Source organism: Sphingobacterium detergens (genome assembly GCF_003610355.1).
Taxonomy (GTDB): Bacteria; Bacteroidota; Bacteroidia; order Sphingobacteriales; family Sphingobacteriaceae; genus Sphingobacterium; species Sphingobacterium detergens.
On sequence record NZ_RAPY01000001.1, the window covers coordinates 332,162 to 350,848 of the forward strand.

15 protein-coding genes are annotated in these 18,687 nt (G+C 40.0%); 14 read left to right on the forward strand and 1 reads right to left on the reverse strand.

Annotated elements, in window-relative coordinates:
• The first annotated feature begins 33 nt into the window (after positions 1–33).
• The 14 genes from DFQ12_RS28025 to DFQ12_RS01465 all read left to right on the forward strand — a co-directional run bounded on the left by DFQ12_RS28025 (position 34) and on the right by DFQ12_RS01465 (position 17,634).
• The gene (locus DFQ12_RS28025) at positions 34–210 is read left to right on the forward strand and encodes a hypothetical protein (protein WP_167457170.1); all 177 of its coding nucleotides are present in this window, start codon (positions 34–36) and stop codon (positions 208–210) included.
• Positions 211–212: 2 nt separating this feature from the next.
• Positions 213–1,229: a hypothetical protein gene (locus DFQ12_RS01405; protein WP_120257244.1), complete on the forward strand. Its 1,017-nt coding sequence runs from the start codon at positions 213–215 to the stop codon at positions 1,227–1,229.
• Positions 1,230–1,231: 2 nt separating this feature from the next.
• Positions 1,232–1,702: a DUF4280 domain-containing protein gene (locus DFQ12_RS01410; RefSeq protein WP_120257245.1), complete on the forward strand. Its 471-nt coding sequence runs from the start codon at positions 1,232–1,234 to the stop codon at positions 1,700–1,702.
• Between the two features lie 8 nt (positions 1,703–1,710).
• Positions 1,711–4,692 carry an OmpA family protein gene (locus DFQ12_RS01415; protein ID WP_120257246.1) on the forward strand — a complete coding sequence of 994 codons (2,982 nt, stop codon included), beginning with the start codon at positions 1,711–1,713 and terminating at the stop codon, positions 4,690–4,692.
• Between the two features lie 64 nt (positions 4,693–4,756).
• Positions 4,757–5,698 carry a hypothetical protein gene (locus DFQ12_RS01420; protein ID WP_120257247.1) on the forward strand — a complete coding sequence of 314 codons (942 nt, stop codon included), beginning with the start codon at positions 4,757–4,759 and terminating at the stop codon, positions 5,696–5,698.
• A gap of 748 nt (positions 5,699–6,446) precedes the next feature.
• A complete protein-coding gene (locus tag DFQ12_RS01425; protein ID WP_120257248.1) occupies positions 6,447–6,974 on the forward strand; it encodes a hypothetical protein in 528 nt (175 codons plus the stop codon).
• Positions 6,975–6,977: 3 nt separating this feature from the next.
• Positions 6,978–7,472, forward strand: coding sequence for a type VI secretion system TssO (gene tssO / locus DFQ12_RS01430; RefSeq protein ID WP_120257249.1), 495 nt, complete (start codon positions 6,978–6,980; stop codon positions 7,470–7,472).
• 27 nt (positions 7,473–7,499) lie between these two features.
• Positions 7,500–8,456, forward strand: coding sequence for a PKD domain-containing protein (locus tag DFQ12_RS01435; protein WP_120257250.1), 957 nt, complete (start codon positions 7,500–7,502; stop codon positions 8,454–8,456).
• A 15-nt stretch (positions 8,457–8,471) separates the two neighbouring features.
• The gene (gene tssR / locus DFQ12_RS01440; protein WP_120257251.1) at positions 8,472–10,868 is read left to right on the forward strand and encodes a type VI secretion system protein TssR domain-containing protein; all 2,397 of its coding nucleotides are present in this window, start codon (positions 8,472–8,474) and stop codon (positions 10,866–10,868) included.
• Positions 10,865–13,369: an ATP-dependent Clp protease ATP-binding subunit gene (locus tag DFQ12_RS01445; protein ID WP_120257252.1), complete on the forward strand. Its 2,505-nt coding sequence runs from the start codon at positions 10,865–10,867 to the stop codon at positions 13,367–13,369. The genes tssR and DFQ12_RS01445 overlap by 4 nt, the downstream gene beginning before the upstream one ends.
• A 122-nt stretch (positions 13,370–13,491) precedes the next feature.
• Positions 13,492–13,938, forward strand: a complete 447-nt coding sequence (locus DFQ12_RS01450; protein ID WP_120257253.1) for a type VI secretion system contractile sheath small subunit — start codon at positions 13,492–13,494, stop codon at positions 13,936–13,938.
• Between the two features lie 7 nt (positions 13,939–13,945).
• A complete protein-coding gene (locus tag DFQ12_RS01455) occupies positions 13,946–15,331 on the forward strand; it encodes a DUF5458 family protein (protein WP_120257254.1) in 1,386 nt (461 codons plus the stop codon).
• A gap of 10 nt (positions 15,332–15,341) precedes the next feature.
• Positions 15,342–15,773 (forward strand): GPW/gp25 family protein, encoded by a 432-nt coding sequence (locus DFQ12_RS01460; RefSeq protein ID WP_120257255.1) that lies wholly within the window; start codon positions 15,342–15,344, stop codon positions 15,771–15,773.
• A 10-nt stretch (positions 15,774–15,783) separates the two neighbouring features.
• Positions 15,784–17,634, forward strand: coding sequence for a type VI secretion system baseplate subunit TssF (locus DFQ12_RS01465; protein ID WP_120257256.1), 1,851 nt, complete (start codon positions 15,784–15,786; stop codon positions 17,632–17,634).
• A 7-nt stretch (positions 17,635–17,641) separates the two neighbouring features.
• Here the strand turns inward: DFQ12_RS01465 and DFQ12_RS01470 are convergent, their stop codons facing one another.
• Complete coding sequence (locus DFQ12_RS01470; protein WP_120257257.1) at positions 17,642–18,592, reverse strand: hypothetical protein; 951 nt, start codon at positions 18,590–18,592, stop codon at positions 17,642–17,644.
• Between the last annotated feature and the right edge of the window lie 95 nt (positions 18,593–18,687).

Genomic DNA, 18,687 nt, shown 5'->3' on the forward strand with positions numbered 1-18,687 from the left:
GGCAGGTTGGAGCGATTTAAAATAGAATATACTATGGCAATTTCAAAACAAGCAACAAATATTAAAATACGTATTCAGTCCGGTTATAATTTACAGGTTGCCGGTAAGGTGCAGAAGCTTGCCGACCAGCTTAATTTTGAAGCTAGGGAGGGTAATCTGATATTGGCGAGTAATAAAAAGGTACACGGAAGGGGAAATAAGGAGGGGTAAATATGGAAAAGAAGTTTAGCCTATTGTTTGACGATGCAGCAAGCCCAGAGGTTCAGCCGCAGGCGGCGACTGTTGCGGTACAAAGCACAGCAGATAGCGATATACCACGTTCCAAACCGGTTAAGTTTCAGCAATTGAGATTGCAGTGGCCGATCGGAGCTGCTCGAAAATATGGCGTGCAGATCGAATTTTCGGAGGAAGGTATACAAAATGAGATCAAGTATGATACAACGATCAAACGACTAGAAGATAATGTATTAGGAGATATGCTATTTGAAGTCTATCGTTCTGAAGAAGTCTGGATCAATGAGAAAGAACCTGATCTCGTAATGGATAAACTAGCACATGAAACAGGAAAGATTATTTACCCGCTTCAACTTCGTATAGATGCTACGGGCTCAGCATATGGTATAGCGAATTATGAAGAGATCGTCAAACGCTGGCCAGCTGGTAAAGCTGATTTGAAGAACTACTTTGAAGGGGATTTTTTTGAAAAATATCTCGCAAAGACCGAAGCCGTTTTAGTAGATCATGATCGTTTTATGTTTGCCATTCTCTACCGCGACTGGTTTTTGCAATCATATTTTCAGCCCATCTTCAAAGACTATGGACAGGAGAAACAGTTGACAGACTGGTTAAAATTTCCTTTACCGCTGAGTTTTGCGAACCCCGGATTTCTTTGCCAACAAACAATTGGCGAATATACAACAGACCAGGGTGCAGTAGAACTTGTTCATCGTGGTGAATTGCAGAACGATGAGGGCCTGACAATGCAAAAATATACAGGAGTGTATGACGGAATAATCAGATTGCACCCTTTTCATAATCATATCGTCGCCTATAAAGGTGAATGGCAGATCAGGGAATATGAAAAAAATAGTACGGTGATGGTTAAATATTTTGAATTGGATAATTCGGAGCTTTTTGCAAGAAATAATTGGATAAAGGATAGTAATACGTCAATCGTATTGGAAGAAAAAGGCAAGCAAGGGAGTTTTTTTAATAAATTATTTAAATAACTATGGCTGAAAAACATGTGGTCGTGCAAGGTGCCCAGTGTATGTGCAAATTTGGTACCAGCCCGGACAAGCTTAAGGTATTAACTAATACGGATGAATTTGTAAACGATAAAGACGCTTCAAAAAAAAGTATTGCAAGCACAGTCGATATTGGTGCAACATTTGAAAAAAATATGTTTGGATCTTGCTCGAAGCTTAACAATAAACCCTGCAATGCGGTGGTTTCTGCATGGTCGGATTTTTATGAAGACATTACGTTAAAAAATGGAGGTAAAATCCTGTTGGAGGATTCGAAGGCTACCTGTCCAATCGGTGGCAAGGATTGCATTTCAATCGTGCAACATGGGCAGAAAGCCGAACCTTCTACTGAAAATAAAAATAATGCAAATGAGAATGTACAGAGTCAGTTAAATCCAATGGATGTACCTGAGGAACTCTCTCAGACAAGCCAGGAGCAGGTTATTGACAGTTAATAATAATTATGGCAAAGAAAGGTGTAAAAAAAATTGATGTGGCTCCCGGCACTGCGCTCATAAATAGAAGCGCCACCACAATTGTGATTCCTGCTGATAAAGCCGTGAAATTTCAGGTGGTTGATTGGTTTCCAGATACTTCTGAGGCGCAAAAAAAAGGGGACGTTTTCTGGATCCGACAGTCCGAAGATAGGGGTGTAGATTATTTTAAGGAGAAGAAAAAATATAATGATTACAGTCTGTATATTCCAAAAAGTCTAGCAGGAGGTACCAGGTTCTATTTGGAAGCAAGTCTAACCGGATTTAAGGATAGAGAGACAACTGGGGTATTTGTCAGAGCTTATGCGCCTTACAGATTGGTCAAGTCCTCTTGGAAGGAGAATACGCCAAATAATAATCTTCAAATTCATAATGGAAATCCAACTAAGTTTAATCGACCTTTATTACTCAATCTTGTTTTGGAAGGGGTTAATGGTTATGAATGTATTGTTGAGATTTATAATTGTGAAGCGAATGTATTTTCGGCGACAGACGATCAGCTTGTCGGTAGTTATACCCAGGTAGTGAAAGACGGTGAGCTGAATCTTGAAATTTCGGCGGCTGAGACCCTGCAATGGAAAACAAAAATGGGTTTTAAAAAGCCCAAAGAGCGTTTCTATATTATGATTCGTGTAAAAGGGCAGACAGGGTATATCAAAGATACGACAAAAAAAGGGGACCAGAGACATGCAATCCACCTCTATATACTAAATCAGGTGGGGGTTTGGTTACAACCCATTATGCCCGCTAGTAATAAGGTAGTTACTGTCAATGAGCAAGAGGCTAAACCCCAAAAAAATGATCACTGTAAATTCCAAACAATCAGTGTTCACGATCGGGATAAAGTTGCCATATTGTTTAATGAAAAAGATCCCAAGACATTTGCTGTATCCGAAAAAACCTATCGTTTTTCATTTGATGTCTTCTATGGAACGGACCAATTTGAGGTGCCTGATAATTCAAAGCCTGTATTAAATAATATTGTTAAATTCCTGAAAAATAATCCTCAGATTGCCGCAAAGGTCGAGTCTTATGCTGATATCCGAAATACAGAAGATTATAATTTCAAGTTAACAGATAAAAGGGCTAATCATATTCTGAGCTACCTGTATACAAATGGTGTTGTTAATAAATTAACGGTAGGTTCGTACGGTGAGTCCAGAGCGAAAAAGTTTGAATATCTTACCAATGAAGACCGGCCTATTCACAAAATCAACAGGAAAACAGCTATCTCGTTTGACTTAAAAAATCTGAAGCGTATTTTTTACAATACCATTCTCCCGAATATGGAGGACCAGACCGATCTTGCGATTTATGTCAAAGGTTTTGATACTGCAGGCTGCTTATTTAAGGGGGACAAGAAACACGACAAATCAAAAGCCAAGTACCTGGAGCTCGTGAATATAAATCAAAACAGGGAAGCTGTGAAGAACATAGATATTGCTGGAGAAAAAATGAATATCAAAGTATTTTCGTTTGAGGCCGGCATGTTTCCGACGCAGGTGGCATTAACGCCAAATCGGTACGAACTGCGCATCAATTCCTGTGCTTATTTTCCCGATAAAACACAGACAACCATCGTAGTAAATGCCTTCACCGATGCGGTCTGGATTATACATGCCGTTTATGATTATACTGGAAAATATCCATTAGTCTGTCGCGGTGTTTCGGTTGATACACCTATTGTTAGGGGCATTGCCGGACTGATGGAAAAAGCACAGCCCTATATTGATATGTACCTAAAGGTACTGAATTACTTTCCAATGATGGGGCCGCTGCAGGGCGAGTTATTGAAGCTTATTCTCGAATATTTTAAATCTGAGGCGGAAATGTACGGGCTGGGTTACGGGAAAAAATGGAATTTCAGTGGCGGTAAATTTAATAAAGACGAGAGTTACGCACAGGGCAACCAGGATCTAGTTGAAAAGGGAATATTGACACTGACCATTTTGGTAATGATCGTTGAAATCATTATTGCTGTGCTAACAATGGGAGAATCGGCAGCTACTAAGCTTCCAAAGCTTAAGAAGTTAGCGAAAGGGCTAAAAAAAGTTCAAGATGCCAGTAAACAGGTCACTGATCTTGGTTTTGACTTTATATTCCCCAAGGTTGCTTTTACCTACGGCTCATACCTCGAAAAGGTCAATAAGATCGTCCATTTTGTAACGCAATTTAATATTAAAGCTGATCCGGTTATTGGGATCAAATTTGATAAAAAACTGGGATTGAAAGATCTGCTGACTAATTCCTTTATCCAGAATGATAAGGATCTAGCAGAATCTTTGAAGAAAGAAAAAATCAATAAGGATGATCTATTAAAAGACAATCTGGAAAAAGCTGGTCGTAACAAACTCGGAGGTAAGCTAAAAGATGGAATAGGTGAAGGATTTCAAACCTTATTGGATAAGGCTGGCATAGACGCTAAAATCAGTATATTCTTTTCAGGAGAAATTAAGCAGGAATATCAGCTGAAAGTTTCGGCGCCGGCTAGCTATGAGCAATATGACGGTAAGGTGGAGGTGAAAAATCAGCTCGTATCTGGTTTTAATAACAGTGCCGGTAAATCTATCGGCGAATCTTCGATTAAGATGAAAGGCCAATTGGAAGCTAAGGGCCGTGTATATTTGGTCGGTTGTGTGCCTATTGATCCATTTTCTGCACAACGGTACTTCGGTAATTTTGCCACTCGTATAGATGCTTACCTGGCCGCAAGTATGGAATCCCATTTTAACCACACGCGCACCTGGAGCGCTGGCGACCGTGAAGGTCTCTATTATCAGGACACGATCTATTTTTCAGGTATCAAAGGAAGTGTACAATTGGGAGTAGATTCTAATCGCGGATCTGATGACTCTTGGGATGCCGCCAACAAAAAAGCCAATCTCGTTAATACAGAGTTTAATCTTTTTGGTGAGCACACGTTTAAAATGCCAAAAATCCAATTTTTATAAAATGAAGAACCTATTGATATTATTTTTCTTTGTGACGATGTCATGCCAAACTACAACTAATAAAATGATAAAAGCACCCATAACCGAATCAAATCCAACAGCAATCACAGCGGGGAATGCCCTGTCTATAAAAGAAAAGATGATCAAACATTTTCCAAAAGAACCTTTATACTATGTTTATATGGATCATGAGCAGTGTTTTTTTGAGATATTGGTAAATGATATTCCAGCATTTCGCTATTTTCAGGATGGGGGGATAATGTCGCCTGTGTTATTAAACAATTTTATTGCGAAATCAGGTAAACAGAAACTTACATACCGGCTTTATCCACATAACGAGCGTGAACAAGGTGAAGGATTTAAAGAATTGACGCCATATACTCGATTTAATTTAACACTTTATTCGAGGGATAATGCAGACACGCTGACGAGTTTTGATAAACAGGTCAAGGTGCTTGAACATGTAAATCCAAAGAAGGAGGACGGCAAAACATTTATTGGAGCTGGCTTACCCTACTATGAATATACTGTCGAGTTCAATGCCAACGTGCCCTACGAACAATCTCCTTCACTCGATGCAGCCGTAGATTTGAGGACCATGGACAAAGAGGTATTGGAAGAGAAAGCGGTGGAAGCCTACAAATATTTTGGAAAGTTAGTAGGCGAGAAAAATAAGGATCAGTATTTTTCATTGGTGTTCAATAGTGATATGAGACAACTACAGTCAGAATACTATACGCCTGAACATTTAAAAGAAAATGGTAAGGACGATTTATTCTATTTTGATACCCCATCTTTTAAGCTCGAGCCATTGGAAAATTATGCGATGAAAATCTATGGCGATGGTAAACTGGTTTGTTTGGAACATCGTTCGACCGATACAAGACTACGGGGGCGGTCTTCCATCTGGGGAAAATATAACGCCGAGGAGGGTGGCGTTCGCGTGCGCTTTCTGCGGATATTGCTTTATATCCCCAAAGGAAAAGATACATTTGAGATTTGGTAGTGAACTCAATTTTTTTTAGCTGATCTATTAAAAATATCTTACAAGGATAGTATAGATGAAATTACTGTTTTAAGGGAGCCCTGCATATTTGTTGGGCTTTTTTATAGCAATCTTCATCCGATGTTGGGGGCTGATACGAATTTAAGGAAATATCCAACGGATTTAAGATGATATGTGACGGATTTTAAACCGTTGTTTGTTCCTAGCAGCCAATATCTTAATATTACATTGATTTTGTTGCAGCAGCGAGGTGTTTCTCAACGTTAGGAGAAAAAAGGCAGCGGTGATATATGAAGAAGCAAGAAGATGATGAGAAAAAATCACCGCTTAAATAATAATAATAAATTAACACAAGGATTGAAACTTGTCTTTTTTTACCTGTTTTAAGATATTATACGCAAAGTGCCGCAGGAATGTTTTTTGAGGAATATGATTTTGATTATTAATGTTTTATCGCTATGCTTTTTGAGCATTTTAGCTTGAGTGATCAAAAGGAAAAGCAGGTATTGTAGTTCTCCGTTGCAGTATTACAATATGCTAAATCAGGTGTCTAGTATAAATAATTACCTATTTGTGGCCTGTTTTTTGCTTTTACGTTCAACGAAGTATTTTGAAGTATCATACTAACGTTAGTTCATATATTGAATAGATTAATGCTTGTGCCACTAGGTTTATTTTGATCTGTTTTAATTATCCAAATGCTGGAATATATGATTGCGATAGTTTTAGAAAAAGGAGTATTGAAATTATGAAACCAATAAACCAAAAGGAAATAAGTGCGGCTTATCGCAAGTTTATTATTTTGTTTACGATGCTTTTACTGGTATCACTATCGAGTTTTTTTCTCTACTTGAAAGCTGCTGAGAAAGAGTATGTGGTCTTGAAAGAGCAGTATGAAGAGGTCGAAAATCTGATGAATTCGAGGGCGGATATCAATAGACAATTTGCACAGATCAATCAATATTTCAGAGATATTGGTCAGGGGAATGCGGATATGTCAGCTATCGCCAGAAAACGGGTGCTTCAGAATGAAATTGCCAAAAGTTCGGGCCATATCAGTCGAGTAATTGATGGTTTAAAGGCAGATAGTAGCCGAGCTAGCCTGAAATTTTATCGACAGTTAAATAGAGATGTGATTTTAGTTTCCCGCTTACAAGATTCATTATTTTCTACCAAAAATCTGATTGAAAGTAAACGTATGCAGCTCGAAAGTTGTATCCTAATGAATAACCAAATTAACAAAGTTGTAAACCAAGGCTCGATTGTAGGGAGGTAAAATATGATAAAACTTAGTTTAGCTGAAAGACGTGAACATTTTCTTTTATTGCTGGGAGCTTTTGTACTGGCAATGACAATATTGGGCTTTGTTCTTTTCTATAGTGACGGTCCTCGGTTTGCAATATCAAAAGAAGACCTTGCATTGCGTATCCAGGATGATCAGAAATTTGAAGAGTCCGCAAAAATGGCCTTACGCTATGTGGATAGCGCCTCCTTGCAGATCAAGCGATTTGATCCATCAGTGCAGGCTGTATTCATTGAAAATGATATTAAAAAAACATTTAATGATGTCAATGCCATTTATGCGCAGAATAGTTTCGACAACAGATATGGCATATTTGCACAGGCAGCAGTCCTCTATGAGAATTACTATGTTGACCGTCGGGAGCTTAAAGGCAATATAAATGATATAGACCGTATATCTAAAAATCTGGATGATTGCATCGTAAACAGGAAACAATTGCAGCAGACCATCAATATGATGAATGCGCGTTAATACATATAAATAATCAATTATAGCTAAATGGATAATAATTTTATTGAAGAAGAGTCAGTACAGAAGGTTTCCAAGAGTAACCCTCGTATCTATTTGTTTATCATCATCTTTTTAGTCATTGCGATTTTAGCGGGATTGCTATATTTCTTTAAAATCTATACCAAAGCAGAAGAGAAGATCAGCGCCAAGATAAACAAGACTGAAATTTATTTGAATGAGGATCTGATCTATGCAGATAATACCAATGGTGCAAAGAAATGGGTTTGGGAGTTTGGAAATGGAGATAAATCGACAAAACAACAGGGGACTTATCGCTTTCCGGCTGTAGGCTCCTATGTCTTAAGGCTCACGGTAAACGATAAACTCCGTGAACAGTTTTTTGTGTCGGTGAAAGACAGTGTCGTTCATTCTTTGGCACAGGATACAACCTTATTTATCAGTGGTTCGACCAATGGCATTGTACTGGAGGAGATACGACTGGAAGCAAATGGTCCTGGCGAAGTGTTTGAATGGTGGTTTGGAGAGACAGGAAAAGTGGATGCAATAGGTAAATCTGCGCTCTATACCTATACAAAACCTGGTATCTATAAGGTGCAGCTCCGTTCGGATAAGAGCCCAAAATTTGTTTTTCACACGATACGTATCGTCGATCCAACAGCTGATATCAACCAGCTTGTCACTCCAGGAAAAGGAGCTCAGGATGCACTCAATGATCTGAAAGAAAAAATACAGGCTATTGCAAATGGCGCAGATTTTAATGCAAAGTATAATTATATCCTTTCAAAATATCTGTGTGGAGATGAAAAGGTCAAGGTAAATGTAGAGATGGACGGGAAAAAGAAGCAAATGGATATCTACACCTATCTGATGGGACTTACTTTTTCCAAAGGTGTCACGATCAATGAGGTAACTGTAGAAAGTGCTTCGACACCAAATGCAACAAAAGAATGTCCTACATTAATCAAAGTTAAACAATCAAAATAATAGCAAAGTCTTACTATGAGTATAGCTAAATATTTCCTGCCTTATACCTTATGCCTTGGCTTGTTATGGGGAGCGCTAGGTACAGATGCTGTCAAAGCACAATCTGCAACATCCTTTGGTGGAAGTGTTGTCGGTCTACCCGTGCCTTATCTTGAACCCAATCCTGCGACCTCGACCAAATTATCTCTGGGCAAATCTAATCTTCCTTGGATTGTGTTTTCTGATCGTAATGATAATTACACCACGACCTCGCCAGGAGGAACACTGATGATGGAGAAGTTAACCTTTATGCAGCCATTCTATGTTTCGGAAGAAAAAGATGGTTATCTAAAGCTGTTACGCTTCAGCGAGAATATGGTGCGTGGGCTTAAATTGAAAGACAAAAAACATGCAGAAAGTGTGGGATGGATTGCTAAAGATAAATTATTGTTATGGCAACGCTCTTTTGTTGATGTCGCGACCCGTTTTCCAAATAAGGCATTGACGATTATTAATGATGTTGAACCTTTGGTCGCCGGACAATATTATTTTGACAAAAAAGATTCGATTTATGTTTTTGATGGTCCAGATCTGAAAAATGGAAAAGCGAAAGTTGCACTTCATAATTATGTATATGTCTTTAAAAAATCGGATGATGGCAAGCAGCTGCTTATCGGTTCGGCCGATCAGTTTGTCCCCAGAGAGGCCGGCAAATATGTGAAAGGATGGGTATCCTCGTCTGTTGTTCAGAACTGGGGCCACCGTTTGTATTTTGCGCCCTATACTTTTCAGTCTCCAGAAGCTGATGTTGTTATGGAGAAGATCAATAAAGATCGTATCGATGGGCTTGAGCCTTACAAAATAGACCCACTGATCGATACGGCAAACATTACTTTATTGGGCGTACCTGTGCAAACGGTAGATGAATCGGGAATCGTGACAAACTATGCCATTGACGTATTCAATAAGACTAATAATAAACTATTGACGATCAACGGTGCCGAATTGACTTACCCTGGGTTAATTAACCTCATTAAAAATAGATCGAAAATCAATATTATTTTTGTTATCGATGGTGGAAATGCCATGCGCAACCACTTTGCGAGCTTGACGAATACTATTCAAGGATTTGAAAATAGTGTTGAAACGATTTTTAACAAGCAGAACATAAAGTATGGTAGTGTGGTCTTCCGAAACCCTTCTTCTTGTGGTGGACGAACTGCAAAAATGGAACTTACCGAAGACTTCCGCAAGTTGACGGGCTTCTTACGGGAGCAATCCAAGATCACAAGCAACTGCGATCGTGGTAATTCTGAACAACCTCTTTTTGAAGGCATAGGCGAAGCAACCAACTTGGTTAAAGATGTGGCAAAGCAAACAAATCTATTTGTGATTGTAGGATCTACAGGCAATTTGGGCGGTGCCAATCCCAGTCAGATCTCGTCTATTGCCCGAAGGGTTGCGGATGTAGAAGGTCGGATGGTTATGTTACAAGCGTACAATAGCACGCAGACGACATTCAATGATTTCATCGTACAATCGAGAAAATTGGTGTCTAGCGAAGCTTATTATGCTGCTGAACGACGTAAATTTCAATTGGTTAAAGGAGAGGCTTTCGGAAATCAATCCTACGATTTTAATCTGACGGATTCAATATCGTATTACTTGGATTTTCCGAAAAATAGCCTTATCCAGGGGGGAGTGGTGTTTCCAACCCGCGGTTCATCGCTCAACAACAAGAGTTTCAATGTCGCATTTTATCGTTTCATGGATGAAACTCGCGAGGATATACGCTCACATATACACAGCTTGGATAGTGCCTTCCGCCTAACGGGAATAGAAAATGCCAACATCAATCCAAGTGTTGCCAAATCATTAGGCGGCAAGTTTAACCAGGATGTCGGTGAATCAATGCCACATAATGCCTTTAAGTTTGCTTCTATGCTGAAATTTAGCCCTGACTTGCAGTACCAATTAACAAAGGGTTTGGATTTTGATCTTGTTTTGAATACGGGGGAGTTCAACGAATTCAACAGCACCTTGTCTGTCATGACCGGAGATAATTTGGTCAAAGATGATAATTCATTCAGAAAGAAACTGTATCAGAATTACATTGAGGCCTATAAGAAGAAATGGCCAATGTATAGTGCTGGAGCTGTCGACAAATGGACCATTGGAAAGTATTTTTCAGTTATGTTAGGGCTTCCTATTATCCACAATACATTTACAGATATGAAAGTGGAAGCATTAAAAAATAAGAAGGAAATGACACTGGAAACTTTTGAAGCTTATATTGTTTATCTGCAGCAGGTGATGGCAATGACTAGATCGTATGCTCAAAATCAAGGTAAATTTTTCTCCAATGGGGAGCAATATTACCGTGTCCGTGGTAGTTTCTTTAATATCAATGCACCTCAAACAACCAGCAAATGACGATCAGCAACTTTAGTGAATCCGTTAAATTAGCCATTCATATTGCTCAAGCTTTAGCAGAGGAATATCATCAGAACCAATTTGGTCCAGCTCATTTGCTGAAAGCGTTGATGCATAAGGATGTTGGCTTGCGACAATTTGTTCAGTCTATTCATAAAGATGATCAATATATTGCTGAGTGGGCCGAAATTCGTATGGACGAGTTGGAACGATCGAATATTGCGGTTCCAGCCGAAGAAATAAAAGGAAATGAAGGTGTCATTCGTTTGCTGGATGAGGCTGATCTCGTCAGGATCAAACTCGGGCTTGATTTAATCACACCCATCTGTTTGCTCACGGCCATCTCAAAGGCAGGAATTGCTTTTGATGTCAATCAATTAAAATCCTTTCCGATCAAGGAGAAAGAAATATATGATCTCTACGTAGATCAGAATCAAATCGGTCAGGCTGTTTCGAAAGGTGGAAATGAAAACAGCGATACAACGAGTAGCGCTGCGGTAAAGGGAGCATTACATCAGTATTGTGTAGATCGTCTGCAATTGGTGCGTGAAGGTAAATCTGACCCGATTGTGGGGCGGGATAAGGAGATCCGGATGATGATGGAGATCCTCTGTCGGCGCAACAAACCCAATGTTATTATTGCTGGTGAAGCTGGGGTGGGTAAAACTGCGCTAGTAGATGGTTTTGCGATTGATATTGTGAATGGAAATGTGCCGGCACAGTTGAAAGATGCTCAACTATTCGAACTGGATCTGGGGGCTTTGATCGCAGGGGCAAGTTACAAGGGGGAAATCGAAGATCGCTTAAAAAAGATTATCACGGAAATAAAAGGTTTTGATAAGGCGATTTTGTTTATCGACGAAATTCATACGTTGTTAGACAATAAAGGACCGATAGGCTCTGGTGCCGGAAATCTGCTGAAGCCCGAATTGGCAAGGGGTGAAATCACGGTAATAGGAGCAACAACCTTGGATGAATACCGAAAGATCATCGAACCTGAACAGGCATTTAACCGACGCTTTGAGCTGCTCCAGGTAGCGGAGCCCTCGGAGGAAAAAACCATCAAGATGCTCGAGAAAGTGCTGGATAAATACGAACAGCACCATGGCTTAAAAGTCGAGCTGGATGCACTTCCTGTCGTCGTGACGCTGGCAAAGCGCTACATGAAGGATCGGCATCTGCCAGATTCTGCATTTGACCTCATGGACCGTAGTATGGCGGCTTTAAAGTTGGCACAAAGTGGTTCATTGGAAATTCTTGAAAATGCCGATAACGAATTTGAAGTGTTGAAATCGGGTCAGCAGCATAAAAATGAGATTCAGCTCTTGAATGATTACAAATGGCTGACGGAGGTACTTTTTAATAAGTTAAGTCCGATTCTGTTGGGCTTGCTGACCGAGGAAACAAGTTTTGAAGATTTTGACTCCGTAGCACAATACAATGAATATCTGACGCGGATTGTCCCCTTGTTAAAGGAGCAGGCGCAGCAACTAGCAGACACAGTGACTAAACAGGATATTGTGGCGGTGATGGCCTATAAAACAGGGATCCCGATGGGTAAACTGCAGGCTGGAGAAAAGGAAAAGCTGCTACAGATCGAAAGTTACCTCCAAAAACGTGTTGTGGGACAAGATCAGGCTGTGAAAGCAGTGTCCGAAGCGATATTGGAATCAAGAAGTGGGCTGAATAAAAAAGGTCAGCCGATAGGTTCCTTTTTCTTATTGGGACCGACTGGAACGGGAAAAACGGAGCTCGCTAAATCAATTGCTGAATTTTTATTTAATGATGAAAAAGCAATGATTCGTTTTGATATGTCCGAATTTAAGGAAGAGCATAGTGCCGCATTGCTGTATGGTGCTCCTCCGGGATATGTGGGCTATGAGGAGGGTGGACTATTGGTCAACAAAATTAGACAGCAGCCCTATTCTGTATTATTGTTCGATGAAATTGAGAAAGCGCATCCGTCGGTATTTGATACTTTTCTTCAAATATTGGATGAGGGGCTTATGCATGATCGTTTGGGTAAAGAAGGTGATTTTAGCAATGCGCTGATCTTGTTTACCTCCAATATCGGTAGTGAATGGATTGCAGGGCAAATTGAATCAGGGCAGGGCTTTCCAAAACATAATCAGCTCATGGATATTATGACCGCTCATTTTAGACCTGAGTTTTTGGCGAGAATATCTGAAATTGTGCCTTTTGCACCGATATCTGAAGGTAATGTTGTGAAGATATTTGATATACAATTGCGACAGCTTATCCAACTATTGGATAAGCAGGCTGTAGCACTGCAATTGACAGAAGAGGCGAAAAAGGCAATTGCGCTGAAAGGATTTACACCTAAATATGGTGCACGACAACTTGCTGCAGGAATCAGAAATGAACTGCGAAGACCCATTTCCAAAATGCTGATCGCGGGAGAACTGAACCGGGGCGATCTGTTGACAGTGGACTGGGATGAAAAGGAAGAAAGATTGATCTGGGATATAAAACAGAAATAACCTGTATGTCGTTTTAGGACAGCGGAATAGCGGGCGTAAATAATGAATATTTACCAATATTTTGTTATATTGTATATAAAATAGGAAAAATTTAAATAAGTATAAACTTAATTTTTTGAAATATGTTTGAGTACGAAATTGGTGGAAACGAAAGAAAAGTAGAGACTTCGGAGTCCATTGTGGACATCTCGTTCAATAAAACGATGTTTATTCAGAAGCTGACTGACAATGAGCCTTTACGCCCTGAAAAAGTTGAAGGACTAAAGAAAGTAGATGATGTCTTTGCCCATTTTAAACCTAATGTGGATGTATCGTTTGAGGACGAAGATGGAGCGGCAGTAAACGAGAATTTGAAGTTTCAAAATCTTGGCGATTTTTCGGCCAAGAATCTAACGCAACAAAGCGATTTTTTATCTAACATTAGTGTACAGAAAGATCTTTCTGCGAGTGTAATCAAACAGCTGAAGTCAAATAAAACGTTGAAATCAGCGATTGAAAACGCGGAAACTAAAGAAGCATTTATTAATGTGCTAAAAAATTTCATCGCAGAATTGGAAGCAAATAAATAGGAAACAGATGGCAAATACACAACAAGAAAAAGCGGCGCAAGCGGGTACCGCTGCCGGATATAAAGAAGTAAAAGATAGGTCAGCGAAAGAAAACCTGCAAGATAGCTTGGATAAATTGGTTCGTGTCGGTGGTTTTGATCTTTTGGAAGCCTCTGTGGACGGGATTCAGAATTTGAATCCTGAAAGGAAGGCACGGAAGCAGATTTTTTTGAGTGATGATCAGAAAAAGAAAGAACGGGAGCAGCTGAAGAAGAAGATGGAGTTATGGGTGGATCTTTTGGAGAACTCGGATTCTGTTGCTGGAATGGTGGAGAAAAGTGCTGAAAAATTAAAAGTTGCTGAAGAGACCTTGAATCGTAATTTGGGGGTGGCATTGGAAGCTAGCCGCGAACTGGAGCAATCTTACCGTTCGGTACATTTATTCTACAAAAATACGGAGTCGGATAAACTGGACAACGTGGTCTTGATGAATGCAAGTATGGATCAACTGACGGACCTGGACAATCCTCGATTTATCGAATATGTTTCCGAAGAATTTAAACAAAATTATGATCGTCTGGATCTTCGGGATAATTATTCGCTATTAGTGGTCCCTGGCTATTTAGGTTCCAATAAGGTGTTGGACCGTTGGGCAAAGATTGCCAATGTCAATAAAGCAATGCTGGTAACAGACTTTGCGGATCTGGATCAACCTGATGATGTCATCGATCTGTTTACTTCAGGTAATTATACCAGTGCTGAAGCCTATAAGTCGAATGTCATTATGACAACCAATTGGTTGATCGGGCGTGAAAAAAATACCACTGTTGGCGAAGAGGAGGATCTGACTGTACCAGGCTCTGCTGCTTTGGCGGGGAAAATGTACTACACATTGATGTCACAGGTGACTGCTGGTAAAAAACATGGTACAATCAATGAGGTCGATGGTGTAAAATTCGACTTGAAAAAAAGTGAGATCTCCCATCTTGAACGTATCGGTCTAGTACCGATGGTGAATGAATATGGTAAAGTAATGGCTTTCTCGGCCAAAACATTGTTCAATGGAGATAATATTGGATTACAAACTTATTCGGTTGTCCGTGTATTTGATTATGTCACCAAAGTCTTGTTTGATTTCTTAAACAGAAGAGCTTTTGAGAACTGGACAACCAAAACCGAAAAAGACCTTCGTGCACAGATCGTTAAGTTTCTGGACAGTATCCAAGGACCAGACAGACTAATTGAACGATTTAAGATTATGCGTTTTGAACGTGATGATCAGCAGAAAGATAAGATTCACTTGGACATCCACATCACACCTTATTTTCCGGCAAAAAGTTTTATGGTAAAACTTGATGGTTATAAAGGGGAGGATGAAAGCACAACTTGGGCAAGTGAATATAACCAACAATAAGTGATTTGAAATGGATTTTTACTTAGATAAACCACTGCAGCTGGACCTTCCGGTTCAAAGTCAACGCTTAAAAGAGGCTGACCTGGGGAGATCCATTTCAAACTACCTGGAGCTGATCATATTTACGCGCAAAGGTGAACACCGATTCAACGCCGATTTTGGCTGTGCAATCTGGGATCTTGATTTTGAGCTTATTGTCAGCGAAAGCCTCTGGGAAGAGAAGTTCCGAAAATCGTTGCTGGACTCGATCACGCGATATGAATGGCGTATTCAGCAGGTTACGGTACAGGTCAATATTTCTGAGGTGGAGACTTTTTTTCCAAAACGGAATGTGGCTGAAATTAAAAAGAAGGTGATGATCTATGTGGAAGGAAAGATGGTGGAAACGGGCGAACGATATGCGTTCAGCACTTCGCTTTTTCTAAGCCCACTATCTAAATAGTGAGATTTAAATGAACGATATTTTTTATTCGAGCAAAGAGGAGATTCGGAACAGGATCATCAAGAAAGCACAAGAACTTTGGGGGATTCAAAAGGTTTTTGACTTCGATCCCTTAGTTCTGCTATTAATGGAGGTACTGAGTAGTGAGATTTTTCAGGTTTCCAATGATGTGCACGATTTTGAAAACAGAATTTTCGATAAGATCGGTCGTCTGTTGGCACCGGATTATCTTGTCGCTCCGCTTCCCGCTCATGCTATTCTATTTTATCAACCCAATGAAAATGAGGTGTGTGTAAGCCCTTATCTTCAGATGAACATGAAGAAGAAAATTGCAGCTGGGGGCTCAAAAGGAGAGAAGATGATGGAAATGAATTTTTCAAGTTTGGAGGAGGTTGATCTGTTTCATGGAAAGATCCGTTATATGGCTACGGCCCGCCAATTGTACGAAGTGCAGCCCAACTCGAAAAAAGTATTGGGGAAATCGGTACACCTGACGACAGAACATGCCATCTATTTGGGGATCAAATGCTTGGAGGAGCATAAGATGAAATCTTTTGAAGGGTTGAATTTTTATTTTGACTGGGGAAATTACCAAGTTAACCGAGAGATGTACAAAGTACTGAACTTGGGAAAATGGTATCTCAATGGAGTCCCAGTGAAGCATCATCAGAATAGATTTCTAAAGAAAAGTTGGCGATCAGAGGAGGAACTCTTTGGCCGTAAAAATTATCTTTTTAATCTGAGCCAAGATATCGAAGGGTACTACCAACAGCATTTTTTGACGTTGGATGATGATCTGGACGAGACCTGTTTTGGAAAGGAACAAAGTATACCTGAGGGAATTACGGCTAATTTTGATGCGCAGATCGTCAGCAAACTGGATCAGGATCTGGACTGGATCAGAATTGATATGCCTACTTCGCTCCCAAATCAGCTTTTGGAGGAACTACATGTACAGATAAATGCGTTTCCAGTTGTTAATAAACGTCTGGTTGAAGGCAAACATCGCGTGAAGGCGCTTAAAAATATTGTCGCAATAGAAACTGCCGAACTTGAACAGCTGCTCACGGTAGAGGATGTCGTGGATCAGGAGGGCGAACGCTATAGCGAAGTACCTTACAACCGGTCTGGGGTACATGCCGATGCTGGATTTTATACCGTGCGGCAGGGCGGTGTTGAGCGATTGGACGGTCGGACAGCGAAAGACCTATTGGATTACTTATTTGAGTTGATTAGAGATGAGAAAGCGGCATTTGCATCTTATAATGCTGATTTTCTGAATACTATACTTCGTGAGTTGGATAAAAACCTAGCGTTAATCCAGCAAAAGGGTAAAGCACTGCATTTGAGCCAGAATGAGTTTAAACAATATATTGTGATGAACGCCAAAAATGACGGTGATCTCGTGTTCACAAAAATGTGGCTGACACATGCTGAATTGGCAAACGGAATCAGTGTTGGCAGTCAATTGCAGCTACAGCTGGGGGCCGCAAAAAATTATGAACAGCTAGTCTTGTTGACCAATAGTAAAGGTGGTCGCTCTAGACTCAACCGGCGAGATAGCTTACAAGCTTTCAAATACAATGTAACTACTGGAGATCGTATTGTCAGTAAAAACGATATCATCAATTTTATCAAGCTTGAGCTTGGCAATGTGGTAAAACGTATTGAAATAAAGCCTGGAGTGGTTATGGACAGTGATCCGAGGAGAGGATTTCAAAAGACAACGGATATCTATGTAGAACCGGATCTGGCTTTTGATTTAGAAGGCTCGGAATGGAAGGAATTATTAGCCCAAGTGCTGGGGAAATTACAGGTACGCAGCAGTATGGAAGTGCATTATAGGTTATTAGTAAAATAGCCTAGTTTTATAAGTATGACGTATGCCCGAGGATACTTTGATTGTGGCCATGTTTGTCACTTAAGTAGCTGTGTTTTACTTCGGGTAGAAGATCATATGTAATATGAACGTTTAATTGAACGGGGAATAGATGGTCTAGCACAAGATGAATAATATATTCATCCTTGGCATTAGGCAAATAGTTCTTTAATAGTTGGGGATAGGAAGGACCTATCAGAATCGCGAGATAAGTTTCATTAAGTTCATATTGCATGGACGTCAAACTATCAACTCCAAGCTGACAATGACCTAGCAGGCCGGAAGATATATTTATCTCATGCCAATCTAGGACACGATCACGCGTTGATAGCTTGAGATCGATGGGGATATTGAGCAGATTGCGCAAGAGCTGTTGTGCATAGCCGAGATCATTTTTATGGGTATGAATTTCAGGAATAAAATGCATCCAGATCACACGTTGGCGTGCATTGAGTTTCTGTAGTTCAGGCCAGTTGGACAAAAGCAGGTCACTCATTTCTTGATGGCTTGTCTGCATGTCAAGACGGCTTTCATATTGATCTAAAAGAGTACGTAAATAAAATAATTCGTTTTCAAATGGAGCGAAGAATTTTCTTGCATTTTGTTCTTGGCGTCTTTTGTTGCGCACATCCTGAATCATAACATCTTCGTCAAGGATTTCACTGCCCGCATGTAGGGTATGAAAGAGACCTTCTGGAAGCATATCATAAAGTCCTTCCCGGTTCATGTTGATTCGGACAAACTCTTCATTGCTGCTTTCAGATAGATAGGTGTCAACCTGTTGGATTTCTGTCGAGAAAGGGCGACGGCTCGAACCCGCGCAGCGAAAAATGATGTGATCTGGATCAACACCGCGCTGAATCAAGTCGGCGGCTTTTTGGCTTGCTTTGATATCCGAAACCATACTATTGCTTGAAAATAAACTGTCCTTTTTTTTCATTGAAAGAATTATTTCTTGAACCCTAAAACTCGATCAGCTAATTTAACTGAGATGAGTGATCAGTATTGTAAATTTTTGTTTAAAGATAGTATATT